Annotated in this window: 21 protein-coding genes; 6 read left to right on the top strand and 15 right to left on the bottom strand. The window is 50.4% G+C overall.

Translation table 11 applies throughout. The features are described from left to right. Nucleotides 1-56: 56 nt before the first annotated feature. Together cphA (H8K29_RS15210) and cphA (H8K29_RS15205) are read right to left on the bottom strand one after the other, a co-directional pair. Complete coding sequence (gene cphA / locus H8K29_RS15210; RefSeq protein ID WP_186898265.1) at nt 57-2,627, bottom strand: cyanophycin synthetase; 2,571 nt, start codon at nt 2,625-2,627, stop codon at nt 57-59. 150 nt (nt 2,628-2,777) lie between these two features. Then, nucleotides 2,778-4,955: a cyanophycin synthetase gene (gene cphA / locus H8K29_RS15205; protein WP_186898264.1), complete on the bottom strand. Its 2,178-nt coding sequence runs from the start codon at nt 4,953-4,955 to the stop codon at nt 2,778-2,780. Between the two features lie 368 nt (nt 4,956-5,323). Here cphA (H8K29_RS15205) and H8K29_RS15200 point away from each other — a divergent pair, with 368 nt between their 5' ends. Then, nucleotides 5,324-7,582, top strand: coding sequence for an ABC transporter ATP-binding protein (locus tag H8K29_RS15200; protein ID WP_186898263.1), 2,259 nt, complete (start codon nt 5,324-5,326; stop codon nt 7,580-7,582). Nucleotides 7,583-7,587: 5 nt separating this feature from the next. Then, nucleotides 7,588-8,058: a DUF1854 domain-containing protein gene (locus H8K29_RS15195; protein ID WP_186885658.1), complete on the top strand. Its 471-nt coding sequence runs from the start codon at nt 7,588-7,590 to the stop codon at nt 8,056-8,058. Nucleotides 8,059-8,077: 19 nt separating this feature from the next. On the opposite strand, the gene H8K29_RS15190 is transcribed toward H8K29_RS15195, so the two are convergent. Further along, nucleotides 8,078-8,599: a GNAT family N-acetyltransferase gene (locus tag H8K29_RS15190; RefSeq protein ID WP_186898262.1), complete on the bottom strand. Its 522-nt coding sequence runs from the start codon at nt 8,597-8,599 to the stop codon at nt 8,078-8,080. A 216-nt stretch (nt 8,600-8,815) separates the two neighbouring features. Here H8K29_RS15190 and H8K29_RS18145 point away from each other — a divergent pair, with 216 nt between their 5' ends. Then, nucleotides 8,816-10,690 (top strand): methyl-accepting chemotaxis protein, encoded by a 1,875-nt coding sequence (locus tag H8K29_RS18145; RefSeq protein WP_186898261.1) that lies wholly within the window; start codon nt 8,816-8,818, stop codon nt 10,688-10,690. 26 nt (nt 10,691-10,716) lie between these two features. On the opposite strand, the gene xth is transcribed toward H8K29_RS18145, so the two are convergent. Both xth and H8K29_RS15175 read right to left on the bottom strand, forming a co-directional pair. Further along, on the bottom strand, nt 10,717-11,481 hold the full coding sequence (xth, locus tag H8K29_RS15180; RefSeq protein WP_186898260.1) for an exodeoxyribonuclease III: 765 nt from the start codon (nt 11,479-11,481) through the stop codon (nt 10,717-10,719). 102 nt (nt 11,482-11,583) lie between these two features. Continuing rightward, nucleotides 11,584-13,092, bottom strand: a complete 1,509-nt coding sequence (locus H8K29_RS15175) for a leucyl aminopeptidase (RefSeq protein ID WP_186898259.1) — start codon at nt 13,090-13,092, stop codon at nt 11,584-11,586. A gap of 50 nt (nt 13,093-13,142) precedes the next feature. Between H8K29_RS15175 and lptF the strand changes: the two genes are divergently transcribed. The 3 genes from lptF to H8K29_RS15160 are packed head-to-tail and all read left to right on the top strand — an operon-like array spanning nt 13,143 to nt 15,777. Then, nucleotides 13,143-14,279, top strand: coding sequence for an LPS export ABC transporter permease LptF (gene lptF, locus H8K29_RS15170; protein ID WP_186898258.1), 1,137 nt, complete (start codon nt 13,143-13,145; stop codon nt 14,277-14,279). Beyond that, complete coding sequence (gene lptG / locus H8K29_RS15165) at nt 14,276-15,406, top strand: LPS export ABC transporter permease LptG (protein WP_186898257.1); 1,131 nt, start codon at nt 14,276-14,278, stop codon at nt 15,404-15,406. The genes lptF and lptG overlap by 4 nt, the downstream gene beginning before the upstream one ends. Beyond that, complete coding sequence (locus tag H8K29_RS15160) at nt 15,406-15,777, top strand: sirohydrochlorin chelatase (RefSeq protein WP_186898256.1); 372 nt, start codon at nt 15,406-15,408, stop codon at nt 15,775-15,777. Before lptG ends, H8K29_RS15160 begins: the two co-directional genes overlap by 1 nt. A gap of 41 nt (nt 15,778-15,818) precedes the next feature. Here H8K29_RS15160 and cobA read toward each other — a convergent pair whose 3' ends face one another. The 10 genes from cobA to H8K29_RS15110 all read right to left on the bottom strand — a co-directional run bounded on the left by cobA (nt 15,819) and on the right by H8K29_RS15110 (nt 26,628). Then, nucleotides 15,819-16,538 carry a uroporphyrinogen-III C-methyltransferase gene (gene cobA, locus H8K29_RS15155; protein WP_186898255.1) on the bottom strand — a complete coding sequence of 240 codons (720 nt, stop codon included), beginning with the start codon at nt 16,536-16,538 and terminating at the stop codon, nt 15,819-15,821. A gap of 4 nt (nt 16,539-16,542) precedes the next feature. After that, entirely contained in the window at nt 16,543-17,862 is a 1,320-nt protein-coding gene (locus tag H8K29_RS15150; protein WP_186898254.1) for a sulfate adenylyltransferase subunit 1, read from the bottom strand. Then, nucleotides 17,862-18,797, bottom strand: coding sequence for a sulfate adenylyltransferase subunit CysD (gene cysD / locus H8K29_RS15145; RefSeq protein WP_186898253.1), 936 nt, complete (start codon nt 18,795-18,797; stop codon nt 17,862-17,864). Before cysD ends, H8K29_RS15150 begins: the two co-directional genes overlap by 1 nt. A 65-nt stretch (nt 18,798-18,862) precedes the next feature. Further along, entirely contained in the window at nt 18,863-19,576 is a 714-nt protein-coding gene (locus H8K29_RS15140) for a phosphoadenylyl-sulfate reductase (RefSeq protein WP_186898252.1), read from the bottom strand. Next, nucleotides 19,573-20,094 (bottom strand): DUF934 domain-containing protein, encoded by a 522-nt coding sequence (locus H8K29_RS15135; protein WP_186898291.1) that lies wholly within the window; start codon nt 20,092-20,094, stop codon nt 19,573-19,575. The genes H8K29_RS15140 and H8K29_RS15135 overlap by 4 nt, the downstream gene beginning before the upstream one ends. A gap of 23 nt (nt 20,095-20,117) precedes the next feature. Beyond that, the gene (locus tag H8K29_RS15130) at nt 20,118-21,824 is read right to left on the bottom strand and encodes a nitrite/sulfite reductase (RefSeq protein ID WP_186898251.1); all 1,707 of its coding nucleotides are present in this window, start codon (nt 21,822-21,824) and stop codon (nt 20,118-20,120) included. Nucleotides 21,825-21,880: 56 nt separating this feature from the next. After that, nucleotides 21,881-22,654: a sulfite exporter TauE/SafE family protein gene (locus H8K29_RS15125; protein ID WP_186898250.1), complete on the bottom strand. Its 774-nt coding sequence runs from the start codon at nt 22,652-22,654 to the stop codon at nt 21,881-21,883. Between the two features lie 188 nt (nt 22,655-22,842). Further along, nucleotides 22,843-24,228 (bottom strand): patatin-like phospholipase family protein, encoded by a 1,386-nt coding sequence (locus tag H8K29_RS15120; RefSeq protein ID WP_186898249.1) that lies wholly within the window; start codon nt 24,226-24,228, stop codon nt 22,843-22,845. Nucleotides 24,229-24,262: 34 nt separating this feature from the next. Then, nucleotides 24,263-25,243, bottom strand: a complete 981-nt coding sequence (locus H8K29_RS15115) for a DUF535 family protein (protein WP_186898248.1) — start codon at nt 25,241-25,243, stop codon at nt 24,263-24,265. Further along, the gene (locus tag H8K29_RS15110; RefSeq protein ID WP_186898247.1) at nt 25,243-26,628 is read right to left on the bottom strand and encodes an efflux transporter outer membrane subunit; all 1,386 of its coding nucleotides are present in this window, start codon (nt 26,626-26,628) and stop codon (nt 25,243-25,245) included. Before H8K29_RS15110 ends, H8K29_RS15115 begins: the two co-directional genes overlap by 1 nt.

Here is a 26,628-nt window from a genome sequence, read left to right as displayed (position 1 = left end):
TAAAAATGCCGGGATAAGCCCGGCATTTTTATTGGGTGATAGTGAAACTGCTTATCTCAGCTCGCTGCAACCCGCTTGGCGATGTGAGCCAGAGCTTCCTCTACCTGATCGATCAGAATCAGACACAGATCGCCTGCTTCCAGCCTGTCCATTGCCAGATCAATCGCGATAAATTCACCATGGATTTCATCAACCCGGCTGGTTTTTGAGGCGTTTTTCAAACCTTCGCGCAGCAGGGCGACAACTTCGCCATCAGCACGACCACGCTGACACTGATCCTGATACAACACGACATCATCAAAAGCTTCACCGAGAATTTCAGTTTGCTGACGAATGTCCTGATCCCGGCGGTCACCGGCACCGCTGATCACAACCGAGCGACGTTTGGCGGGCATGGTTTCGACTGCACGTACCAGCGCCAGAATCGCATCCGGATTGTGACCGTAATCTGCGATCAGGGTGGCACCGCGGTATTGGAACACATTGAAACGACCCGGCGCATTATCGGCTTCGTTCGCAAAGGTTTTCAGACCGGTGCGGATGTGATCCCAGTCGAGATTGATGGCCCATGCCGCGGCAACTGAGGCCATGACGTTTTCAACCTGAAAGCCGATGCTGCCATTGCGGGTGATAGGAATATCGGCCAACCGTATGCTGTGGCGGGATTTGCCCTCGGCAGCAATCAGTTCGCCGTTTTCTATATACACGACGCGCTTACCCTGCGCACGGTGCGCAGCCATCACTGGATGCTGGCTGTCGGCTGCAAAGAAAATCACTGCCGACGGGCAATTCGCTGCCATGCTGGCGACGATAGGATCTGCCGCATTCAGAACGGCATAACCGTTATCCGCCACGTTCTGGACGATGACGCGTTTCAGAACGGCCAGATCTTCCACCGTCGTGATGTAATTCAGGCCCAGATGATCGCCGGAGCCGATATTGGTAACGACGGCAACCTGACAGCGATCGTAGGCCAGACCTTCGCGCAAAACGCCGCCACGGGCCGTCTCGAAGACTGCGGCATCCACTTCCGGGTGCGACAAAACATTGCGCGCGCTGCGAGGGCCGCTGCAGTCGCCGCTATCGATCTGGCGATTGCCAATATAAACGCCATCCGTATTGGTCATGCCAGTGCGTAAGCCGCTGGCAGTCATCAGATGGGCGATCAGACGTACTGTGGTGGTTTTTCCATTTGTACCAGTGACGGCAACGATAGGAATGCGACCATCTTCTCCATCCGCAAACATGGCGCTGATGATGGCTTCACCAACGGCGCGTCCTTTCCCGAACGATGGGGAAATGTGCATGCGCAAGCCCGGCGCGGCATTGACTTCGACGATGCCGCCATTTTGCTGTTCTATCGGTTTTAACACGCTGTCTGCCACCAGATCAACACCGCAAATATCGAGGCCTATCATTTGTGCGGCGGCGACAGCGCGTGCGGCGACTTCCGGATGGACATCATCGGTCACGTCTGTCGCGGCGCCACCAGTAGAGAGATTGGCATTGTTACGCAAGACGACGCGCTGGCCTTTTTGCGGCACAGAGTCTGCTTCCAGACCTTGTTTTGCGAGACTGGCGAGCGCGATATCATCAAAACGGATTTTAGTCAGCGAGGTGGAGTGACCACTGCCGCGACGTGGATCTTTATTCACCTGTTCGACCAGTTGACGCACCGATTGTTTGCCATCTCCCACCACTTGTGGCGGGTCGCGACGTGCAGCGGCGACCAGCTTGTTGCCGATGACGAGCAGACGGAAATCATTACCCGGTAAAAAGCGCTCAACCAGGATGTCGTCGCGGAACTCTGTTGCTGCATGATAGCCAGCAACCAATTGTTCACGTGTGGTGACGTTGACGGTGACGCCTTTACCCTGATTACCATCTTTAGGTTTGACCACGACAGGCAAGCCGATTTCCAGGGCTGCAGCCCATGCATCGTCGGGGCCGTCAACGGAACGGCCAAGCGGCACAGGTACGCCGGCTGCGTGTAACAGTTTTTTGGTTAATTCTTTATCTTGTGCGATCGCTTCGGCAATGGCGCTGGTGCCATCCATTTCCGCTGCCTGGATTTTTCGCTGACGTGAGCCCCAGCCAAATGCGACCAGGCTGCCATCGGTCAGACGACGATAGGGAATATTGCGTGCAACGGCTGCGTTGACGATAGAGCCGGTCGATGGTCCGAGGCGTACATCTTCATCGAGTTCGCGTAACTGATCCAGCGCAGCTTGCAGATCAAACGTTGTGTTGTTGAGTGCGGCATTAATCAGTTTTTCAGACAGTTCGAGTGCGAGGCGACCAACGGCTTCTTCGGAATATTCAACAACGACCTGAAAAATTCCCTGTTCCAGGGTTTGCGTCGTGCGGCTGAATGTAACCGGGCATCCCGCTTGAGCCTGTAAGCCCAGGGTGGTCAGTTCAAACACATGCGCAATCGAGATCGCATCATTGTAGCCAGTCGGTTGCAAAATGCTTAGCTCGGGGAATAATGCACGCAAACGGTCTTCAAAACCGACCAGTTCTGCAATTGAACATTCAGCTTCGTTGCAGGCAACGATTGCTTCTACCGACGTATGATGGCTCCAGAGATTCGGGCCACGCAGGGCACGGATGCGTGATACTTCCATAAAACTTAGTCCTGTTGAAAGGGGCAGTTAATCAGGTAGCGTTGACGGATGCGATATATCTTCATCCTTAAAAGCCGTTTGCTACCTGTGATTTTTATTTAAGCAAATTTAGCGAAATTGATTGAGCGATGGATTGTTCAGCATCCCTGTTCAATATACTGTTTTCGGGCTGGAATCAAAAGTTCTGAGCCCGGCACCGATGAGTTCCGGACTGACATCCAGCGCCCAGGCACCGGCAACTGCGGCCATGATGCTTTCTGGTTGCGCTGCTTTGGTCGGTTTCAGTGATGACAGTGGCAGCAGTGCGGTTTCTTCGGCGCCACTTGCCAGAACAATATTATTGTCGCGTATGAAAACGACACGTTCACCCGCTGCCTGATGTGCTTTGAGCGTGTCCAGATGTTCATCGAGTGCATAGAAAATAACTTTGCCATCACATAACTCGGCCAGATCTGCTACCTCAGGTATTGCGGCATTCAGAACAGCAGTACCGGTGCGCAGCACGACATCAACCTGTGTACGCATAATTTTGCGCATCTGCTCAGCATCGTTGATATAAAATTCGCCGAGATCTTCGTAACCATCAAAATCGGTGACGATTCCGACGCTGCACTTATCGTAGGCCAGGCCGTCAGTCAGTAAGGCGCGTGCATTCGTTTCAAACACCGCAGCTTCAACTGAACGGTTAATCAGCAAACGTTGACCCGCTTCCCAATTCGCACAATTGCCGTCGGTCACCAGACGTTTGTTCAGGTATAAACCCTGACGACTGGCGACACCAGTTTCTTTGCCGGCGATGTTCAGTAAGCCGCCTATCAGTCTCGAAATCAGATCGGTATTGCGTGTGCCAGCGACGCCGACAATTTGTATGCGACCGGTTTCTTCTTCCGCAAACAGATGATCGACAATCGCCTTACCTACATCACGTCCTTCACCGTTTGCTGGTTTGATGTGTGCCAGCAAACCAGGGCTGGCATTGACTTCAATGATGGCGCCGCGTTGTTCTGTCAGAGGGCGGCTGATATCTTCGGTGACCAGATCAACACCAGCGATATCCAGTCCAACGATGCGTGCCGCGAGTGTGGCTGCATAGGCAACATCGGGATGAATAATATCAGTCACATCCAGTGCGACGTTACCATTGAGCTGAATTAATACTTTCTGATTTTCCTGTGGCACGGAATCGGCATCCATGCCCTGGCGTTTGAGTTCGAGTATCACTTCCGCAGCAACGGCGGGTTGAATGATATTCAGAGGGAATTCTTCGGTTGTTCCACGGCGTGGATCAGTATTGATCTGAGTATCAACCAGTTGCTGAACGGTGGATTTTCCGTCACCTCTGATCCAGAGCGATTCGCCCTTGCCAGCGGCAACAACTTTATTCCCCACGACTAATACGCGATGTTCGTCGCCAGCGATGAAACGCTCAACAATCACGCTTTTACTGTCGCCCTTACGTGCAGCGAGATGATAAGCAGCTTCCACGTCCGCTTGCGTCATCAGATTCAACGACACACCACGACCGTGATTGCCGTCATACGGTTTCACAACGACCGGCAGGCCGATATCCTGCGCTTCTTCCCATGCTTCTTCCGCACTGCGGACGATGCATCCTTCAGGAACGGGGACGCCGCAGGCTTTCAGTAATGTTTTCGTCAGATCTTTATCAGAGGCGATACTTTCGGCAATGGCGCTGGTACGGTCAGTTTCTGCCGTCCAGATGCGGCGTTGTGCGGCGCCGTGACCGAGTTGAACCAGATTGCCATCGGTGAGGCGCAGCGACGGAATGCCGCGATTCGTTGCTGCATCGACGATACTGGCCGTGCTTGGGCCGAGACAGCGTGCGTCAACCATGTCACGCAAAATACCCAACTGTGTTTCGAGATCAAATGGCTGATCCTCAATGGCGGCCATCAGTAAATCACGAGCGATGGTCAGTGCCGTGCGGCCGACTTGTTCTTCGCGGGTGCGGAATGCCATTTTGTAGACGCCGGTCACACCTGTTGAACGGGTTTGCCCGAAGCCGGTGCGCATTCCTGCAAGATTTTGCAATTCCAGTACGACATGCTCAAGGATGTGAGCAGACCAGGTACCTTCACGCAGACGCTCCAGAAACCCCCCGCGCTCACCGACACCGCAGCGATGCTCAATTAAACCGGGGAGCCATGTTATTAAACGCTCGTACAAACCCGGCAACATATTCGATGGTGTGTCTTCGAGTGCTCCGATATCAAGCCAGGTTTCGATGACTGGCCGGTAAGTCCAGATATTCGGTCCGCGCAAATGGTTTACACGGAGAATGCTGATGTCTTTCTTCTTTGTCGTCATGTAAGTAATTTCTTATAGATCGGGAACAACAGACCTGATCTTGTCAAATTTAGAGCATTTTCTCTTATTAGGAAAAATTTTTGCTGAGTTTAAACAAATGCGCCTGCTGAAATTTGCCGGTATTCATTTATTCATTACAAAGCAGAATAGAAAGACGGTCTTACTGATATACTTGCGCTTTAGCGCAAACAGCATTAATCCTCTTGATCAGTTTCATCTGATTATTCTTCTTTCGATAGAATACCGTAAATTGCTGCTTCCGTGATACGGCTTGCGCCTCTAACGGATTCAAGTAATCGATTTTTTTCAAAAATTCAGTCCTTGTTTTATCTTACAGGACACGCTCTTGAGCCGGAGTTTGCTTCACAATGACCACAACAAAAATCAGTTCCGAGCAGTCAGTTTTGTCGATTTCCCCGCAATGGCAAAATGAGCTGAGCAAGCAAATGACTGAAAGTGAAAACGTTTTAAGTGCTTTTGAGGTTGACCTCGACAATAAGCTGCACTTTGTGAAAGGTCTGATTGTCGTTACCGATAAAGGTATTCGTACACTTCCAGCCGGTGGGACTACCTGGCAAAGCTGGGATTACAGGCCCGGTCTTTCTCTCGCGCATCATGATCACGCCGGAGTAGGGCATTTACAACTGACTGATGGGCAAGGTTTGCTGGCAAGCTGGCGCTTTACGCTGGGACAGAATCTGCATGCGATCCGGCTGTTAGATCATTTCAATGAACAATTGCAAAGCGTTCTGACTGGTCAGCCTGTGATCCGGGCGGAACAAAACATTTGCCCGAGCTGTAAAGCAGTGTTGGAGCCGGATCAGGAAGAGTGCCCAGTCTGTACGAAGGTGGTCTATACCCCTCCTTCAACCTGGACCTTGTTGCGTCTCTGGCGTTTCGCCCATCCTTATCGTGTGCAGTTGTTCATCGGTTTCGCATTGATGCTGCTGGGAACGGCGGCGCACATGATTCCGCGTTACCTGACCAAGCCGCTCACGGATGAAGTACTGATTCCGTTTCAGCACAAAGAATTTGTCGATCCTCAACTGGTGTATCTGTATATCGGCGGGCTGCTGGGATCGGCAGTCATTGCCTGGTTGTTGAGTTGGGGCAAGACTTACATACTTGCGCTGGTGTCAGAGCGTATCGGCGCTGACCTGCGTACCGCGACTTATGAGCATTTGTTGAAATTGTCACTCGAATATTTCGGTGGTAAACGCACCGGCGACCTGATGTCACGTATTGGTAGCGAGAGTGATCGTATCTGTGTATATCTGTCGCTGCATTTACTCGATTTCGCAACTGATGTGCTGATGTTTGTCATGACTGCGGTCGCGCTGTTACAGATTAATACCAAGCTGGCGCTGGTGACTTTGTTACCGCTGCCATTTATCGCCTGGATGATCCATCTGGTGCGGGATAAATTGCGTACCGGCTTCGAGAAGATAGACCGGGTCTGGGGTGAAGTGACCAATGTGCTGGCCGATACTATCCCCGGTATCCGTGTCGTGAAAGCTTTCGCACAGGAACAGCGTGAAGCTGGTCGTTTCCGTGAGGCGAATAAACATAATCTGGCGGTGAATGACCGTCTGAATAAAGTCTGGTCACTGTTTTCGCCGACGGTTTCTTTCCTGACCGATTTGGGGATTCTGGTGGTCTGGGCTTTCGGTATCTGGCAGGTCGCGCATGAAGAAATCACGGTTGGAGCGCTGGTCGCAGCAGTGGCTTTCATCAGTAACTTCTATGGGCGTATTGATTCTATGAGCCGCATTGTGTCGGTGACTCAGAAATCAGCGTCGGCAGCCAAGCGTATTTTTGACATTCTGGATCATGTATCGAGCGTACCTGACCCGCAGCAGCCGGTCAAAGTGAAGGAAATCAAAGGGCAGATTGAGTTAAGAGAAGTCGGTTTCCGCTATGGAAATCGCGCCGTTAACCGAGGCATCAGTTTAACGATTAAACCCGGCGAAATGATAGGACTGGTTGGTCACAGTGGCTCAGGCAAGAGCACGCTGGTCAATCTGATTTGCCGGTTTTACGATGTTTCCGAAGGCGCAATTTTGCTCGATGGCGTCGATATCCGGTCTTTTGCAGTATCGGATTATCGTCGCAATATCGGCCTTGTGCTGCAAGAGCCTTTCTTGTTCTTCGGCACGATTGCAGAGAATATCGCTTACGGCAAACCTCATGCGACGAGAGATGAGATTATCGCTGCCGCAAGAGCTGCTCATGCGCATGAATTCATATTACGTTTGCCACAAGGATACGACTCCATGGTCGGTGAACGTGGCCAGGGCTTATCTGGCGGTGAACGGCAACGGATTTCGATCGCGCGTGCGCTGTTGATTGATCCACGGATATTGATTATGGATGAAGCGACATCGTCCGTTGATTCGCAAACAGAAAAAGAAATACAAAAAGCGCTTGATAACCTGGTGCAGGGGCGTACCACCATCGCGATTGCCCATCGCTTGTCCACTCTGCATAAAGCCGACCGGCTGGTTGTGCTGGATCGCGGACAGGTCGTTGAAGTCGGCAGTCATGATGAATTAATGGCGAAGCAGGGGGCTTACTACGATTTGTATCAGGCGCAGGCCAGAAACGCAGAATTGGTTGAGGAAGAATAATCAGCATGGTTACGAGTAAATTCGAGTTACAACGCAACGCTTTTGGAAAACTCATCCTGACCAGCAGCGATGGTGAGGTATTTGAAGATGTCAGTCCAGTGCGGGCATTTCCGATTCAGTCACCATTGATGAGCATTTCTATGGTTATGGGGGATGGGCGCGAGGTCGCGTGGATAGACCAGTTATCCGATTTGTCCGATAGCACAAGAGCGCTGGTTTTGGCGGAGCTTGAAGGGCGTGAGTTTATGCCTGAAATTCAACAGATTCTGGATGTCTCCAGTTTTGCCTTACCGTGTACGTGGACGGTTCGTACTGACCGCGGTGATACGGCATTTGTGTTGAAAGGCGACGAAGATATTCGCCGTATCGGTAGCACGTCGTTGTTGATTACGGATAATCATGGCATCCAGTTTTTAATTCGCGATATGTTCGGTGTTGATAAACTCAGCCGGAAAATTCTGGATCGCTTTTTGTAATCAGCAAGTCAATAAATAGTTATTCCAAAGCGGGGAAACGATAAGCATATAAATTTGTTTCTCGTTCCTCCCCCGGAAGTACCAGTACTTCTTCTAAAACGAATCCCATTTTTTTGAGCAAACTGTTTGATTTGACATTGTCTGGCGATGTAATAGCAGCCAGTTTTGTTAAGCCTAAATCCTGCTCAGCGTGTATCATCGTCGCTCTTGCCGCTTCTATGGCATAGCCTTGTCCGCTATAGCGAGGTAAAAATGCGTAGCCGATATCAACATCTTTCAGCGTCTCGCGTTTGATCAGGCCGCAGATGCCTATTGCGACATGCGAATCTTTAAGTGTCACTACATAAAAACCAAAGCCACATCTGGACTGGCTTTCGAGAGGTTTCGCCAATATCCAGTCTCTGGCCTGATCGAGGTTGCGTATGCCGCGGTCGCCAATATTTTTGATCCAGCTCGGATCGTTGAGCAATTCCAGCACGAAGGCGGCATCGCTTGTCTCAAATAGTCTGATGACCAGCCTGTCAGTTGAAGTGATGTTCATAAAATAAGTGGAGTAAGTAATTTTGAGGGGGAATAGCTATTTTAACGACCCTGAGTCTTAACATTCTTTGACAATACGAACAACAGTTTCTTCTGGAAAATTCTAATCGTTTCAATACTTGAAGAGTAAGATTAATCAAGTTATGTGGCGGATTTATCTGATCCGTTTGCTATCCGAAATATTGTTTCTTGTTTGATCATGAATGGAGTACGTCAGATGAAGTCACTTAAAACCAGACTTATTGTCGTCATTGCCTTGCTTGTGACGCTGTGTACAGCGGTGCTGACCATCGGCAGCTACCTCAGGATGAAGGCACAAATCGAGAACGATCTGAGTAATGAAATTCGTAGCGTCGCCTCTAGCTACAACGGTGTTCTGAGTAACTGGATTCAGGTCAACACCTCGATGGTCGATAGTTTATCTAAAGGCCTGGCGGAAGGTAACGACTTGCAGGCAAGTTTAAAAATGGTCAGCCGTGGCGGTAATTTTTTAAGTGTATATCTCGGGCAACCCGATAAGACATTTACGAATTTTCCTGCGAATCCCCCTCCGGCTGGCTACGATCCAACGGTGCGCCCATGGTACAGAGCGGCGATGGAGGCAAAAAAGCCGATTGTCACATCTGCTTATATGGGAGTTAATCCTCCGGGCTTAATGATTTCATTTGCGGCACCTGTGAATGGTGGCGAGGCTGGCGTCGTTGCAGCAGATGTTTTCCTGACAAAAATTGTTGAGCAGATTTTGACCATTAAACTGGCGGGCGATGGCTATGCGTTTTTACTGGACAAGTCGGGACAGGTTCTGGCACACGCTGACCAGACAAAAGTGTTAAAGCCAGCGAAAGATATTGCCGCCGAATTGAATCTGGATAATTTGAGCAGCCTGTCGAAGAGAACTGATCCAACGCAGGTCGAGATTGCCGGTAAAACGAACTTTTTGTTCTTGCAGCCTATCAGTGGTTCCGATATGTACCTCGGGCTGGTGGTGGATAAGAACAAAGCTCTCGCTTCGTTAGATCAGTTGCTGATGATTGCTGCGGGGGTTCTTGCCGTGTTGTTAGGCGTAATGGTGCCACTATCCGCATGGTTGGTTGGTCGCATGATGGCTGGTTTGCAGCGCGTGCGTGATGCAATGTCGGATATCGCCGCCGGTGGTGGTGATCTGAGTCGCAAAATTGAGGTCGAGGGAGAAGACGAGGTTGCTCAAACGGCGGACGCTTTTAACCGCTTTCTTGAGCAATTACGCGTCATGGTGGTTGACGTCCGTAAGGCGACCGAATCCATTACTGTCGGCGCGACTGAAATAGCGACTGGTAACATGGATTTATCCGGGCGCACTGAGCAACAGGCATCTTCACTCGAAGAAACTTCAGCGAGCATGGAGGAATTAACCGCCGCAGTTAAAAATAACGCCGACAATGCGCGGGAAGCTAATCGCATGGCGGTGAATGCATCCGATGTCGCAACGCAAGGGGGCGAAGTTGTCAGCCGTGTCGTCACTACCATGCAGGGAATCTCCGAGAGTTCCCGCAAGATTGTCGATATTATCAGCGTGATTGAAGGGATTGCGTTCCAAACGAATATTCTGGCACTCAATGCAGCGGTGGAAGCCGCTCGTGCGGGAGAGCAAGGGCGTGGATTTGCCGTTGTCGCCAGCGAAGTCCGTACGCTTGCCCAACGTAGCGCGGCAGCAGCGCAGGAAATAAAAAGCCTGATTGACGATTCGGTCAGTAAAGTTACCGAGGGCTCAGAACTGGTTGATAAAGCAGGTGAATCGATGATCAGGATAGTCTCTGCTGTTGATCAGGTTGCGGCGATTATCTCTGAAATTACGTCTGCATCTGCTGAGCAAAGCGATGGCATTCAGCAAGTCAATCTGGCTCTGGCAAATATGGATGAAGCGACGCAACAAAATGCGGCACTGGTTGAACAGGCGGCGGCAGCAGCCGGATCTCTTGAGGAGCAGGCAAATTTGTTGAAAACGGCGATGTCCGCGTTTCGTATGGAGCAGAGCCACGCTGCCGTGCGCCCTGCATTAGTGACTAAGGGGGCTGCGTATTCCCGTACCCCAAAGCTGGATTATGACGAATAAACCGTTCTAAACTAAACTAATCTTAATTAACTAAGGGTGGCAACCACTGGCGCATGATCGGATGGTTGCTCCCATTTACGCGGAATTCTGTCGATGGTACATGCGGTACAGCGCAGAGCCAGCGGTTTTGATAACAAAATATGGTCGATGCGCAGACCTTTGTTCAATCTGAATCCCAGCGCGCGATAGTCCCACCAGCTGTATGATTTTTCCGGCTGATCAAATTGTCTGAAGCTATCCGTTAGTCCTAAGTTCAGTAAGGCTTGTAGTGCTGCACGTTCTTCTGGTGAGACCAGATTCATGCCTTCCCACGCTGCTGGGTCATGTACATCACGATCTTCCGGGGCAATATTGTAATCACCGAGCAAAGCGAGTTCAGGATAACGCTGCAATTCTTCGCCCACCCAGTTTTTCAGTGACGCCAGCCATTTCAGTTTGTACTGAAATTTATCCGAATCCAGCGCCTGACCATTCGGCACATAGGAGCAGATAATTCGCATGCCCTGTATCGTCGCGGCAATGATTCTTTGCTGCTCATCTTCAAACTGAGGATTGTTTTTCTGTATATCCGACATCGGATGTCTGGATAAAATTGCCACGCCGTTATACGTCTTTTGCCCTGTGTAGGCAACGTGATAACCGGCGGCTTCAATTTCTGCCTGCGGAAACTTATCGTCTGTCAGTTTGGTTTCCTGTATGCACAGCACATCGACAGGATTGGTTTCCAGCCATTGCAAGACCTGAGGTAATCTGACTTTCAGGGAATTCACATTCCAGGTAGTTAGTTTCATGGCACTTTATATAAATAAAAAAGAAAGCCGTACTCTGGATTGGATTCAGAGCACGGCCTGTCCGTATTTCAAGCGGAACGCAAACAGTGAGTGATTATCTCATCAGGCTGCGCGATTGATCAGGAACGTTGTTAGTAAAGGCACAGGACGTCCGGTAGAACCTTTTGCCGCGCCAGATTTCCAAGCCGTACCAGCGATGTCCAGATGCGCCCAGGTATATTTACGGGTGAAGCGCTCCAGGAAGCAGGCTGCTGTAATGCTGCCACCAGCCGGGCCACCGATATTGGCCATATCGGCAAAATTTGATTTCAGTTGCTCGTTATAGGCTTCCTCAATCGGCATACGCCACGCGGTGTCTCCGGTTTGCTTACCGGCTGCCAGCAATTCAGCCGCCAGCTTGTCATGCGCATCATCGTGACGTGTGAATAAGCCTGAATTATGGTGACCAAGTGCAGTAACACAGGCACCAGTCAGTGTGGCGACGTCAATTACCGCCGCTGGTTTGAAACGCTCAGCATAAGTCAGCGCATCACATAAAATCAGACGGCCTTCGGCATCGGTATTCAGGATTTCAATCGTCTGACCAGACATGGACGTGACGATATCACCAGGACGGGTGGCACTACCGGAAGGCATGTTTTCGCAGGTCGGGATAATGGCGATCACATTCAGTTTCAGGTTCATCTCACCAATGGCGCGCATCGTGCCGAGTACGGACGCAGAACCGCCCATATCGTATTTCATTTCATCCATGCCTGCGCCGGGTTTCAGGGAAATACCGCCGGAATCAAACGTGATGCCTTTACCTACGAGCACAACTGGCGCGTCTTTGACTTTGCCGCCATTGTGTTTCAGTACGATAAATTTAGGTGGCTCAACCGTGCCGTTGGTGACCGACAAGAAGCTGCCCATTTTGAGCGCCTGAATCTGTTTGCGGTCCAGTATTTCTGCAACCATTTTATAATCGGTCGCAATTTTTCTGGCAGTGGTCGCCAGATAGGTCGGTGTGCAGATGTTCGGTGGAAGATTGCCCAGTTCTTTGGTCAGATCCATACCGTTTGCCATTGCTTCGCTTTGTGATAATGCAGTTTTGGCTGCGGCAGCTTGTGTGGCATTGACAGCAATCGCGATTTTTTTGACGCCAGTAGTCGCCGTGTCTTTTTTGCTTTTCAATCCATCAGTACGGAAAGTGCTTTCGCGGAAAGCCAGAACGGTTGTGCGCACAGACCATGAAATATCACGATCTTTTACTTCCGGCAGCGCAATAACGACATCATTTGCACCAAGGTTTGCTAAACTGCGAGCCGCAGCTTGCGCCGCTTGCTGAAACGCTTTTTCTGAAACAGTATCGGCTGCTTCACCGAGACCAACAAGTAACACTCGTTCCGCTGTCGTTTCTGCAACGTTGCGGAGCAATAATGAGGAACCCGGTTTGCCGCTGATATCACCGGATTTCAATGCTGCAGCGATGACGCCTTGCTTGTCCAGATTTGCAGCTGCGGCAGACAGTTTTTTATTTTCGAATACGCCGACGACGATACAGGCAGTCTTCACCGCCTTGTAGGCAGTTGAGGCACTTTTTGCGTCGATTGTTTTTATGCTAAAGTCCACTTATTACTCCTCTTGGTAAGTCTCGTAAAACAGGCATTATAATCCCTCCCATGATTTTTCAACGCTCGCTCAGACGCGAATTACTCAGTGCCGCAGGCGCCGTCTTTGCAACACTCTTCGTCATCACGATTACGGTGATGCTCATCAAAATACTCGGACAAGCAGCCGGTGGAAAAGTTGCATCTGGTGATGTACTTGCCCTGATCGCCTTTACCTCGCTGATGAATATGCCGATTCTGTTGATCCTGACCGGGTTTATCTCGGTGCTGTTGGTAGTGACAAGGGCATATCAGGATTCTGAAATGGTGGTCTGGTTTGCCTCAGGACTGAGTTTGCGCCAATGGATAGGCCCCGTCTTACGTTTTGGTATGCCGTGGATAGTATTGACAGGCTTGCTCAGTTTTATCGTGACACCATGGGCGAACCAGCAAAGTGTGGAGTTTCGTGAACGTTATGATAAACGCTCGGACATTGCCAAAGTCTCGCCCGGTAAGTTTCAGGAATCATCGTCTTCGGATCGTGTGTTTTTCGTCGAAGAAGTCGCCGGTGATCTGAGTAAGGTGCAAAATATTTTTATCAATACCGTCCGCGATGGAAAATCGAGTGTGGTTGTCGCCAAAGAAGGCATGATAGAGATCGATAAATATGGCGATAAATTTCTGGTGATGAGTCAGGGACGCCGTTACGATGGTTTGCCTACAGCGCCTGATTTTCAGATGATGCAGTTCGAAAAATATGGCGTCCTTGTTTCCAGTCAGAACGGCACTATTGTCGGTGATCAGTCCGCAAAATCGATGCCGCTGACTATCTTGCTCGACAAGCCGGATGCGAATAAAAAAGCAGAATTTTTATGGCGGATTTCATTGCCGCTGATGTGTATGGCCTTGATGTTGTTAGCGATTCCTCTGGGGTATGTGAATCCTCGCGTGGGGCGCTCAGCAAATTTAATTGTTGCCTTGTTGGTAGTGATTATTTATCTGAACGTCGTCAATATTTTTCAGGCGATGGTGTCACAGGGGCGTATCGAATTTTCTATTGCTTGGTGGCCCGTGCATCTGATTGCGATCATGATGACATTTGTGTTGTTCTTCTGGCGTATCGAAGTCAATCACCGCTGGCATCCTCTGGTGTTGTGGTCCAGAGGTAAAGCTTGTTTACGTAGCAAAGAGAAAGAAAGCGTCGCATGAGAATCCTGCAAAAATATTTCTCGGTAGAGATTGTGCGTGCCGTGCTGTTTGTGATGGTTGCCTTGCTTGCCTTGTTTTCCTTTTTTGATCTGATGAGTGAATTGCCATCAGTGAATAAAGGTGGATATCGTTTGCAACACGCACTTTTGTATGTGACTCTTGGTATGCCCGGGTACATCTATGAATTTATGCCGATTGCAGTTTTGATCGGAACGATTTATGTACTGGCGCAGTTTGCATCGAATTCTGAATTCACCATCATGCGTGCAGCGAGTATGTCAACGGTGATGGCAGGAACGATCCTAATCAAAATTGGCCTGGTGTTCGTCGCGCTGACCTTTTTGTTTGGCGAGGTGATTGCGCCTTATTCGACCAAGTTAGCTGAGCGCATCAAACTGACGGCCATCGGTGCTTCAGAAACGCAGCAATTCAGAACTGGCCTGTGGACCAAGGATCTGATTCGTGAAAATGGTCTGAGCGGTGAAGTGATCGGCTCGCGCTTTCTGAATGTCCGAGAAATTCTGCCTAATCGCCAATTGAAAGACGTGAAGATGTTTGAGTTTGATAAAAACTTTCATCTCGCCCGTGAAGTTACTGCTAAAAGTGCGGAGTATCAGGGCAAGAACGTCTGGCGCTTGTCTGACGTGATCGAGACTTCATTTCCCAGAACTTTATCTGCCGAAGATATTGCCAACGTTAAGAGTCAGGCATTAAGTAGTCGCGACGTTGTTTCTGAGGTGACACCTGACATACTTTCTGTCTTGTTTGCCGATCCTGATCGTATGTCGGCGGTCGATCTGGCTGCATATACGCAGCACTTGAACGACAATAAGCAAGATAGTGAGCGCTACGAAATTGCGTTCTGGAAGAAAGTGACCTATCCGTTTGCAACACTGGTGATGATGGCCTTAGCGCTGCCATTTGCGTATCTGCACGTGCGCAGCGGTGGTATCAGCCTGAAAATTTTCAGTGGCATCATGATAGGCATGGTGTTTTACCTGATTAACAGCTTATTTTCACATATCGGTTTATTGAATACCTGGCCTGCGGCCGTGACTGCGCTGGTGCCGAGTATTTTATTTTTAGGGTTGGCGCTGGCAGGCTTGCGCTATGTTGAAAGAAACTGATGAGTAAAACGTCGGCATTGATACTATTCGCGCATGGCGCCCGCGATCCACGCTGGGCTGGTCCGTTTCAGCGCTTACAAAAAATGACCCAGGAAGCCTCTCCGGATATCAGTGTGGAGCTGGCTTTTTTAGAATTCATGTCACCAGCTTTACCTGAACTTGTGCGCCGCCTCACACAAGAAGGGATTCGCAATATCACGGTAACACCGATTTTTCTGGGGCAGGGCGGCCACGTCTTACGCGACTTGCCTGTATTGCTGGATCAGTTACGCGGCGAATATCCTGCACTTGAATTGAGGTTGGCAACAGCAGTCGGCGAGGATGAAACCGTGCTGAATGCGATCCGCGATTATTGCCTCAGGCAACGATAAGCAACACGGCTGGCGTTGCCGGCATATCGCGGTTAGCGAATTTATTGCAGAGGTTTGCGGGGGCGCATGGCTTCTCCCATCATGACCAGCACAGGGCCACTGCAGGTCGGCAATCCAAGGGCTAACTCACCAAGGTTTAGTGATAGTTGACGCTCATTTTCCCGGCTGCAGTTTTCAACGATGACGACAGGTAAACTGGCTGGGAAATTTGCATCCAGCATACGTTGTGCAGTCAGCATCGCCTCGCGGCCACCCATATACTGAACCAAGGTGTCGCATTCAGGAATGCGGGTATCTGCCGTTTCTCCCGGCGCCGTGCTTGAGGTGAATAAGGCGACACTGCGTGCAACTCCACGTTTGGTCAGCGGTTGCCGGACGCTGGCTGCAGCGGCTAACGCTGTTGTTATGCCCGGAACAATGTCGTATGAAATCCCTGCTGATTCTAATGCGGTCAGCTCTTCGTCCGCACGTCCAAACAGCATCGGATCACCACCTTTCAGGCGTACAACCAGCGCGTATTTACTGGCACACTCAACCAGTTGCTGGTTGATATGTTCCTGTGCAGCTGAACGCTGACCACTGCGTTTTCCAACGGGGATTTTGACTGCTTGCTGGCATAGTTCCAGCATTTCACTGGTGACTAAAGCGTCATACAGCACGACATCTGCGCTCGCCAGCAGGCGTGCACCGCGAACCGTGATCAGGTCAGCGGCACCCGGTCCCGCACCAATCAGATAGACCTTACCGTATGGCGCAGTCATAGCGTTAAGCTTCCAGACGTATCATGCCAGCGGCGACCGTCTGGTGCGTTACTTCATCAATCAGAATGAATGCGCCAGTCGAACGTAAATCATCATAGGCATCGGCAGCCAACGCTTGCTGAACATTGATGGAGACCGTCGCAATATCGTTGAGTTTCAGACTGTCAGCCGGGTGACGTTGTTGTGTATTGATGTCGAGCAGCGTATCGACTGCAGTCACTCTGGCAGAAACTTGCCGGGTTGTATGTTTGAGCCAGTATTTGCGACGAACATCCAGTGCATCTTCTGACAGCCAGCATAAATCTGCTTTAACTGTTTTTAGCAGCGTCGCCGGGCGATCCGCACCGGCCAGCATGTCGCCGCGGGAAATATCCAGATATTCATTCAACAGTATCGTCACCGACTGGCCCACAACTGCGGTATCCAGTGAGCCATCCAGCGTCAGGATGTCTTTGACTGTGCCAGTCTGGCCGCCAGGTTGAACGATCAGTTTATCGCCTTTGCTGACTTTACCTGCTTCTATGCGACCCATATAACCGCGGAAGTCGTTTGCTTCATGGCCGTTGTGACGTGCCACCAGTTGCACGGGAAAACGGAACGGTTCATCGTGGCTGGCATCGTAGACGCTGAGTGATTCCAGCAGGTCAATCAGTGTTGGCCCCTGATACCAGGGCATTTTATCGGTCGCCGTGACTACGTTATCACCTGCCAGTGCGGACAAAGGCACTGCATGAATATCGGTCAGCCCTAACTGTGTTGCGAATTTCTTGTATTCGGCGACGATGCGGTCATAGACGCTCTGATCATAGTTGACCAGATCCATTTTATTGACCGCAACGATCACATGTTCAATCTTGAGTAAATGCGCGATCGTTGAATGGCGTTTGGTTTGCACCAGCAGATCAACGCTGCCATCCGCATTCAGCTTCACTTTCGAGACATCGACCAGAATAATGACGGCATCTGCCGTCGACGCACCTGTCACCATGTTACGAGTGTATTGCTCGTGGCCCGGTGTGTCCGCGATGATGAATTTACGTTTAGGGGTTGCGAAATAACGGTAGGCGACATCAATCGTAATGCCTTGTTCGCGTTCTGCTTCCAAGCCATCCGTCAGCAAAGAAAGGTCTATCGTATCTCCCACTGTGCGCTTATGTTTGGCGCGGGAAATTGCATCGAGCTGATCTGCAAAAATCCCTTTGCTGTCAAACAGCAGGCGACCGATTAAAGTACTTTTGCCGTCATCAACTGAACCTGCCGTGATGAAACGTAACAAGCCGCGTTCTTTATTGACATTGGCGTTTATTTGTTCAACGGCACTCATTAGAAATATCCTTCTTTTTTACGTTTTTCCATCGATGCTTCTGATGTCTGGTCATCCATGCGGGTTGCGCCGCGTTCGGTAATTTGTGTGATCGCTGTTTCCGCAATAATCGCTTCGACTGTCGCGGCATCGGACGAGACCGGGCAGGTGCAGGAAATATCGCCGACGGTACGGAAACGCACGATCTGTGTTTCTACGGTTTCGCCTTCACGCGGCGGCGTCAGATCGGTCAGCGGCACCAGCAAGCCGTTACGCGGAATGACCTGGCGTTCGTGGGCGAAATATATTTGCGGCAGTTCGAGTTTTTCACGCGCGATGTATTGCCAGACGTCGAGCTCGGTCCAGTTTGAAATCGGGAAGACGCGCATGTTTTCACCCGGATGTACGCGCGTGTTATACAAATCCCATAATTCAGGGCGCTGCGCTTTCGGGTTCCATTGACCGAACTCATCACGGAAAGAAAAAATGCGTTCTTTCGCACGCGCTTTTTCTTCATCGCGGCGGGCGCCACCAATGCAGGCGTCGAATTTGTGTTCAGCGATCGTTTCCAGCAGTGTTACTGCCTGTGCCGCGTTGCGTGAATCAGTTGCTGGATTGCGCAAGCGCACGGTGCCACGCTTGATGGAGTCTTCGACCGAACCAACGATCAACCGCTCGCCGAGTTCAGCGACGCGTTTGTCGCGAAAGGCAATCACTTCAGGGAAGTTATGGCCAGTATCGATATGCACCAGCGGAAACGGAAATTTACCCGGGCGGAATGCTTTTTCCGCCAGACGCAGTAAGACGATGGAGTCTTTGCCACCGGAAAATAAGAGCGCAGGGTTACTGCACTCAGCAGCGACTTCGCGCATGATGTGGATGGCTTCAGATTCCAGCCAGTCCAGATGACGATTACTCGCAGCATCAATAAAATGGTGTTCGACGACAGTATTCATGATCACTTCTCGTTTCTTTGTAAACTCAGGGTCTGCAGTTTTAGCCCGCTTGCTCGTTTGCTTGATTAGCTTGCCGATTTTATGCGGATCAGTTTGCCATCGACGACATGCAAACCACATTCTTTTGATTCAGGATTTTCCCACCACCAGCGACCTGCGCGGACATCTTCACCCGGCTGTATTGCACGTGTGCAAGGCTCGCACCCGATCGAAGGATAACCTTTGTCATGCAAAGGATTGTAGGGCACCTGATTGCTGCGGATATAGTGCCAGACATCTTCCTCTGACCAGTCTGCGAGCGGATTGAATTTCTGCATAGCGTGGGCAGCATCCTCTTCCTGTACCTCTAGTTCGGTACGGGTGGCTGCCTGTGCACGGCGTTGTCCGGTTACCCAGGCTTTGTTTCCTGCAAGCGCACGATTCAGCGGTTCGACTTTACGAATACGGCAGCATTCTTTACGCATTTCCACGCTGTCATAAAATGCATTCAAGCCGTGTTGCTGGACATAAGCGTCAACGGCTGCGGTCTCCGGCTTGAATAGTGTGATCGCAGTACCGTAAGTATTTTTAACCGTATCCAGCATCCCCAGTGTTTCTGCGTGCAGGCGACCGGTTTCCAGAGAAAATATACTGATGTTGAGCTTATTGCGCAAAATGAGATCGGTCAGCACCATGTCTTCTGCTGCCAGACTCGATGCGAAAACTGCCGGCGTAAATTCAGCCGCAATTTCTTCCAGCGTTGCTTTGGTTGCGGCCAGACGTGCGTCAAAATCACTCATTTGGCAACTCCGGTACGTTCAGCACGACGGAACAAGGGATATTTCTCATCCCATGAAGTCTGATATTTTTCAGAGAAATCGGTCAGCCCTTTGATCGCATCATGGATATTTTTGTCTGCACGTACGGCAAAGGCATTGAAGCCGACGCGCTGCATGTAGAACAACTGGTCACGCAGCACATCGCCGATGGCGCGCAATTCACCGCTAAAGCCAAAGCGTGAACGCAGATTGTAGGCGATCGAATAACCGCGCCCATCAGAGAATTTAGGAAAATCAATCGCGAGTAAGCTGAAGCGGGCAATGTCGCTCTCTAAATCTTTTGCCTGCTCATCACTGGAAAACCATACCCCAATATCGGTGCGCTTTTCCAGCGTATTTCGTTGTAACAGCCAGACTTTGAGCGGTACTATGATTTTACCGGCAGGTACATCGACGGCATCCGGTGTTTCGTTTTCTGTCAGCCGCAATACTGTCCAGTCATCCTGAACGATGGCTTTGTCTTTGATAATTTCTTGCATCATCTACTTTCTTCTATCGCAGTTTAATAAGCCACCGGAGAGCCAGCGTCTTCACCATAGTGTTCGGTTGTCTTGATCGGTGTCGCATACACAAAATCTTTGAATGGCGTGATGCCCAGACGTTGTGCAGTATCTATGAATCGCTCGTTATCAACGCGGTCACGGATATACACCTGAATGATACGGTCAATCACTTCCGGCATTTGCCCAGCAGAGAACGATGGCCCGATGATTTTACCTATCGCTGCATTATTGCCCTGGGCGCCACCGATGGATACCTGATACCACTCGCTGCCATCTTTATCGACGCCGAGGATACCGATATTGCCAACATGATGATGACCACAGGCGTTGATGCAACCGGACATATTCAATTCAAGATCGCCGATATCATGCAGGTAGTCAAGGTCGCTGAAACGATCCGTGATATCGAGAGCGATAGGAATCGATTTGGCATTTGCCAGGGAGCAGAAATCACCGCCCGGGCAGCAGATCATGTCTGTCAGCAGGCCAATATTTGGTGTTGCCAGACCATGTGCTTTCGCTTCTTGCCATAAATCGAACAGAGCTGATTGCTGCACGTCGGCCAATACCAGATTCTGCTCATGCGTGACGCGCAGTTCGCCAAAGCTGTACCGGTCAGCCAGATCTGCCACAAAGTCCATCTGATCCGCCGTCGCATCGCCAGGCGGAACGCCGGGCTTTTTCAGTGATAAAACGACGCTGGCGTAACCCGCGACTTTATGCGGTTTTACATTACGTTTGACCCAATTGGCGAATGCTTTATTTTCCTGTTGATGCTGTTCATATCCGGCGTCTGTTGCTGGCAGATTGGCATAAGCAGGTACAGTGAAATACGAAGCGACGCGACGGAACTCAGTCTCGGTCAGGGTCGCTGGACCATCTTTAATTTGCGCCCATTCTTCTTCTACTTGCTGTGCAAAGACATCTGCACCGATGGCTTTTACCAGTATCTTGATGCGTGCCTTATATTTGTTGTCGCGGCGGCCGTATTGATTGTAAATACGCAGTATCGCTTCCAGATACGTCATCACATGCTGCCATGGCAGGAAATCACGGATCACGGTGCCAAGGATAGGCGTGCGCCCCATGCCACCGCCAACCATGACTTTGAAGCCGATCTCACCAGCATCATTGTGGACAACAGTCAGACCGATGTCATGCACGGCAATCGCGGCACGATCTTCTTTGGCACCATTAATTGCGATTTTGAATTTACGTGGAAGGTATGCAAATTCCGGATGGAACGTCGTCCATTGACGCAGAATTTCTGCATAGGGGCGAGGATCAATCAGCTCATCTGCTGCCACACCGGAAAATTCGTCGGACGTAATATTGCGCATGCAGTTACCGGAAGTTTGAATCGCGTGCATTTCAACTGTGGCTAATTCCTCCAGTATTGCAGGCGAGTCTTCCAGATTAATCCAGTTGAACTGAATGTTCTGACGTGTTGTGAAGTGGCCATAGCCACGATCATACTTACGAGCGATAAACGCAAATTTGCGCATTTGTTCGGAGGACAGCATGCCATACGGAACGGCAATACGCAGCATGTACGCGTGGCGCTGATGATATAGCCCATTTTGCAAACGTAAAGGCAGGAACTCTTCTTCTGTCAATTCGTTGGCGAGACGGCGACGTACCTGATCGCGATATTGCGCAATACGTTCTTTGATGATTTGGTGATCGTGTTGGTCGTAACGATACATCTTGATTATCCTTAAAATACGCTTTAGATCGCGCTGTCTGAAAGTGCTTTGATTAATTACAGAATGAGTTTAGCGGCAACCATTGTCAGTGTTGTCGCGAGTATGCCACGTAACAATTTTTCCGGCACTGCCCGCGCTGCGAGGGAACCTATGGTGATGCCAGGGAGTGAACCTATCAGCAATGCTCCCAGCAATGCCCAGTCTATCGATCCCAGCCACCAGTGTCCGAACGCAGCAATTGCGGTCAGTGGTACGGCATAGGCGATATCTGTCCCGGCAATATGTGCTGACGACATTCGCGGATACAGCATGACCAACAAGGTTGCGCCGATGGCGCCTGCACCGATGGAAGAAATGGTGACCAGCGTGCCGAGCAGCGCACCGGAAAAGATGGTGGCGACATCCAGTTTGTGCCCATGCAATTGTTTTTCCGGATGCGCATTCAGCCACGCCAGCATCTTGCTTTTGAATAGCAAAGCAATCACAGTCAATAATACTGAGCCGGCGATAGAGTAACGGATGACCTGGCCAATTTCTTTGTTCAGTCCGCCAAAATATTTGAGGCCGAAGGTGGCCAGGATCGCTGCAGGCAAGGCACCTAAGCACAGCAGGCGCACAACGCGCCATTCCACGGTGCCGCGCAAGCGGTGGGTAAATGTGCCGGTGGCCTTGGTAATTGAGGCAAATGCCAGGTCGGTGCCCACCGCAACAGTAGGGGAGACGCCAAACAACAGGGTTAACAGCGGCGTCATTAACGAGCCGCCACCGACCCCTGTCAGTCCGACGAGTGTGCCAACTGCAAAACCGGAAAATATATAAGTTAAATTCATGTCGCCCCACATTAAGTACATGGGATCGTAATGAAATTCAGCTCTATTCCAAACTACTTAGTATTTATTTGCTTATATGTTGTTTTGATATATCGATATTTGCTGAGCTTTGATGGTGATTTTGCTATGTCTCTTAAATACAGCGTGAAAATGCAGAGAGAATGGAGGTGGCTAGTGTTTTATTGCCGTCACGGTATGCCTTCAGATTGTCTGAGGCTTTCCAACGCGCGTTGGAATTCCGGCGATTGCCGCAACACGTCGCGTCCGGCCGCTTGTAGCTGTTCAACGTAATCTGGCGTAATCGTGAATGCTGTCGGTACTTGCAGCAGCGACTGACGCAAATGACGATCTTTAATGTCGCGCAGGCTGACGTTAATCAGATGCAATTCTGCGTCGGCTGAAAAAGGGCTGTCTTTTTTACCTCGATTTTCGATAATTTCCCGCTTCCAGCGGGCAACGTCATCGTTTAACATTCCCAGTGTGATCTTGGTATCACGGGAACCGACGCCAAATAACAAGGCGTCTGCGACTTGTCCTGTCGTCGGTACTTTATCGCTCTGATCTATCTTTTCACCTAAATCGCGCTCGGAATTAATCGAGATCAGAATCATGCGTCGTATCGAGCCGGGCGGGGCTTTACGAAAACTTTCCTGTACTGAGCCCTCCGCGACGATGCGATCCAGCATTGCTCTTACCCCCAGATTATCAGTCAGCCCGCCATCGACCAGATGCAAATACGGACGCGCTGCGGCGTCTTTATAACTGGCTTCGTTAGCTTTCAGTATGCGTGAGCGGTAATTGCCTTCATCCTCGTTTTTTTTCTCAGTGGAAGCGTTGACGGGCTGTGCCGGACAATTATTCGCGTAATTGCGCAAGGTCAGCGGTGTCAGCACTATCGGTACTGCGGATGAGGATGCCACGGCGAAAGAGAGCGGCACACTGTCGAGATCGGAACAAATCAAAGCAAACTGTTCCGGTGTAAATTCAAATCCAGCACCCGTTGTCAGATCCGTCGCGGTGACCAGTAATTCATTGACATGCTGTTTCTTCTGTAAATCGCCAAAAGTCATACCGCGGTACAGGTGATCGAGCTGCTCACCTAAAATATGACTGCGGCCATACCACGGCGAGCCGAGCTGATACATCTGTCTGGGAGAAAATACAGTTTGAATCAGACCTTTTTCAAAATTTGACAGCAAAAACTCAGACTCAAAGCGAGTGAATGTTTCGTCGCCAAAAGCGGCGTAGTAGGTTGCCAGAATACTGCCGCCGGAAACGCCACTGATCAGACCGACCTTATCGAGTATCGTCGTTCTTTTACCTTCCCACAGAAAACTGGTGTCCTTCAATTCTCGCATCACGCCAAGACCAAAAGCGGCAGCGCGGGCACCGCCACCGGATAAGGTCACCGCCGCGACGATAGAGGGGCGGTTTGCCAGCAGGTCTTCTCGTTGTGCCACGGCAGAGCCTGATTTCGCGACTTCATTTTGCCAAGGATGAAAAGTGGAGCAGGCACTTAACAGCGCAAGCGCGCAAGTCAGTAAGCAACGTTTGATGATCGGAAATAGTGTCATATTTATTCCAGATGAATTTCCGGAATTGTACTACTCAGCCGATATTGTTCGGCAACATCACCATGGCTGTTTTGCGTAAGAGAGTTAAGTTTTGTTTGATGGCCGAAACGATGCATACCATGTTGTCGTGGCGTTTTTTGATTTCCGAACGCTTTTTTGACTGGACCAGCGTCAGATCTGGCGGCAATATTTTTTTGCAAATCAGTTCGTAATCGCCGTCTTTCCGTTTTGTCGCGCCAATCTCAGACCACAGGGCATCGTAGTCGGACAATACCTTTCCCTGCTTAATCGATCGATGAACAACACGGTGTGTGTTTGCAACCAGGCGCAGGGTGTCGCAACCGAATTGAATTCCCACCTGTTCAACCAGTCTGATCAGTAAATTTTTAGGGCGCATGCCATAAATATCGCGCGTGCTGCTGCGGATCAACTGCACGGCGTTCTGTTCGCGGGATCCTTGTATGCAGCCAATATAAATATGCATGCATCCGCTTTCCCGGAAAAAAGTGAATGCGCATGAGTAAATCAATACCTGATTTCGTGATAACTGCAGTACGAGTTCCCCCTCGCGTTCCATAGGATCAATCGCGCGCATGTGTATGCCGTAGGTGTTTCCCGTTTTTCCTGTGAAGCACGCCAGATCAACAGGTTCTCTGGAGGCTTTCCTGATCATTTCGTGTAAGCCTTGTTCCAGGATAAATGCGTAGTGCTGCTGTATAACCTGAAAGCGTGCATCGTGATTCAATAGTGTCGAAATATACGGACGGTAGGGCTTATGAATAAATCTTGGCCTGACGCTGACAAGATCGCTGTATAGCTGATGTGAATTCAATAAATGCAGCCACTGATGTGTCAGGTTTGACCATAAGACGGCCCGTCCATATAACTTCAGCATTGCACGGAAGCGCACCGTGCCACTTAATCCTGCGAGACAGTCGGCCAAGGTAACGAGCGAGGTTTCAACAGGAACAGATTGATGTTCGCCTATCTGAATAGTGGTATCAAATGCATTCATTATTCGTCCAGTACGCCACCACCCAGGGATTTATAAAGCGCAACGGTATTGCTGTATTCTTGCTTACGGAGTTCCAATAACGACCGTTGAGCCGTGTACAGCGTCCGTTGCGCATCCAGTAATTGCAGTCGGTTGTCTTGTCCAGCGTGATATCTGATACGGGTCAGCTCCAGATTTTTTCTGGCACTGTCAGAAAAACGCTGTTGCGCTTCGATCTGGCTGGCGTACGTCGCTTGACCCGCGAGTGCGTCTGCCACCTCACGGAATGCGGTCTGTATTGCGCGTTCATAGTCTGCAACGGCGGATGATTTTCGTATCTCGGCCAGCTTTAATTCCGAACGCAGACGTCCATGTTGAAAGATTGGTTGTGTTATTTGCGGTGCGAATGACCATGCATGCTGATTGCCACCAAACAGATTGCTCAGCGAGGAGCTGCTGTATCCGACTGAGGTCGTCAGCGATATACGTGGAAAAAAAGCTGCTCTGGCACTGCCTATGTCGGCGTTCGCTGCAACCAGATTTTGTTCCGCCTGTAAGATGTCCGGGCGCAAGCTTAACAGGTCGGAAGGAAGGCCTGCGGGTATCTGTGGCGGTAAAGCGCTATCGCTAAAACGGTCAGATATCGCATTGTTATGGACAAAGTCGCTGCCTGTCAGCAAACGCAATGCATTATGGGTTTTGCTGAGCTGACGTTGCCGCTCCGATAAATCCGCCTCGGCGCTGGCGACTTGCCCTTCGGCGACTGTCACATCAGCACTACTGACTTGCCCCGCCGTTTTTAAGCTACGTGTGAGTTTCAGTGACGTGCGCCAGTCGGCTAAGGTTTTTTCCGTCAGATCGAGTTGTTGCCTCGCCAGCAGATCTTCGTAATAAGCATCAGCCACAGCGCCGATCAGCGATATTTTCGCGGAACGTTGCCCTTGTTCGCTGGCCAGATATCTCGCGAATGCCGCATCGCTTAATGATTTCACGCGGCCAAAAAAATCCAGCTCGAAAGCAGTGATCGTTAATCCTGCCGTGTGCTGTGTGTTGACGCTTGCTGCTGCACTGTCTGTCATCGCGGTACGTTGGCGGATACTCCCGGCAGTGGCATCTATTGTTGGCAAACGAGCGCTATTCTGTATCTGAAATTGTGCACGCACAGCTTCTACGTTCAGACTTGCGACGCGCAGATCACGATTGTTTTCCAACGCGAGTTGGATCAGATATTGCAACTGTGCGTCAGTAAAGACACGGCGCCAACCGGTTTCAGCGATGCTCTTGCCTTGCATTTGCTGTTGTGTAGAGTAGGTATCCGGTATCGGCGCTGCCGGCTTGACCAGATCAGGTGTCAGCGAGCAGGCGGACAGTACCAGAATTAATGCTGAAAAAATGATGTACTTCAT

Origin of the sequence: Undibacterium sp. CY21W, assembly GCF_014284265.1 — a bacterium.
In the GTDB taxonomy this organism is placed as follows: domain Bacteria; phylum Pseudomonadota; class Gammaproteobacteria; order Burkholderiales; family Burkholderiaceae_D; genus Undibacterium; species Undibacterium aquatile.
The sequence above is the reverse complement of the archived record's forward strand: the minus strand, read 5'-3'. Positions and strand labels throughout refer to the sequence as shown.

What these genes read in the sequence shown, in the direction of transcription:
- cphA (WP_186898265.1), bottom strand. Translation starts at nt 2,627, where the DNA reads ATGGAAGTATCACGCATCCGTGCCCTGCGTGGCCCGAATCTCTGGAGC.
- cphA (WP_186898264.1), bottom strand. Translation starts at nt 4,955, where the DNA reads ATGACGACAAAGAAGAAAGACATCAGCATTCTCCGTGTAAACCATTTG.
- H8K29_RS15200 (WP_186898263.1), top strand. Translation starts at nt 5,324, where the DNA reads ATGACCACAACAAAAATCAGTTCCGAGCAGTCAGTTTTGTCGATTTCC.
- H8K29_RS15195 (WP_186885658.1), top strand. Translation starts at nt 7,588, where the DNA reads ATGGTTACGAGTAAATTCGAGTTACAACGCAACGCTTTTGGAAAACTC.
- H8K29_RS15190 (WP_186898262.1), bottom strand. Translation starts at nt 8,599, where the DNA reads ATGAACATCACTTCAACTGACAGGCTGGTCATCAGACTATTTGAGACA.
- H8K29_RS18145 (WP_186898261.1), top strand. Translation starts at nt 8,816, where the DNA reads ATGAAGTCACTTAAAACCAGACTTATTGTCGTCATTGCCTTGCTTGTG.
- xth (WP_186898260.1), bottom strand. Translation starts at nt 11,481, where the DNA reads ATGAAACTAACTACCTGGAATGTGAATTCCCTGAAAGTCAGATTACCT.
- lptF (WP_186898258.1), top strand. Translation starts at nt 13,143, where the DNA reads ATGATTTTTCAACGCTCGCTCAGACGCGAATTACTCAGTGCCGCAGGC.
- lptG (WP_186898257.1), top strand. Translation starts at nt 14,276, where the DNA reads ATGAGAATCCTGCAAAAATATTTCTCGGTAGAGATTGTGCGTGCCGTG.
- H8K29_RS15160 (WP_186898256.1), top strand. Translation starts at nt 15,406, where the DNA reads ATGAGTAAAACGTCGGCATTGATACTATTCGCGCATGGCGCCCGCGAT.
- cobA (WP_186898255.1), bottom strand. Translation starts at nt 16,538, where the DNA reads ATGACTGCGCCATACGGTAAGGTCTATCTGATTGGTGCGGGACCGGGT.
- H8K29_RS15150 (WP_186898254.1), bottom strand. Translation starts at nt 17,862, where the DNA reads ATGAGTGCCGTTGAACAAATAAACGCCAATGTCAATAAAGAACGCGGC.
- cysD (WP_186898253.1), bottom strand. Translation starts at nt 18,797, where the DNA reads ATGAATACTGTCGTCGAACACCATTTTATTGATGCTGCGAGTAATCGT.
- H8K29_RS15140 (WP_186898252.1), bottom strand. Translation starts at nt 19,576, where the DNA reads ATGAGTGATTTTGACGCACGTCTGGCCGCAACCAAAGCAACGCTGGAA.
- H8K29_RS15135 (WP_186898291.1), bottom strand. Translation starts at nt 20,094, where the DNA reads ATGCAAGAAATTATCAAAGACAAAGCCATCGTTCAGGATGACTGGACA.
- H8K29_RS15130 (WP_186898251.1), bottom strand. Translation starts at nt 21,824, where the DNA reads ATGTATCGTTACGACCAACACGATCACCAAATCATCAAAGAACGTATT.
- H8K29_RS15125 (WP_186898250.1), bottom strand. Translation starts at nt 22,654, where the DNA reads ATGAATTTAACTTATATATTTTCCGGTTTTGCAGTTGGCACACTCGTC.
- H8K29_RS15120 (WP_186898249.1), bottom strand. Translation starts at nt 24,228, where the DNA reads ATGACACTATTTCCGATCATCAAACGTTGCTTACTGACTTGCGCGCTT.
- H8K29_RS15115 (WP_186898248.1), bottom strand. Translation starts at nt 25,243, where the DNA reads ATGAATGCATTTGATACCACTATTCAGATAGGCGAACATCAATCTGTT.
- H8K29_RS15110 (WP_186898247.1), bottom strand. Translation starts at nt 26,628, where the DNA reads ATGAAGTACATCATTTTTTCAGCATTAATTCTGGTACTGTCCGCCTGC.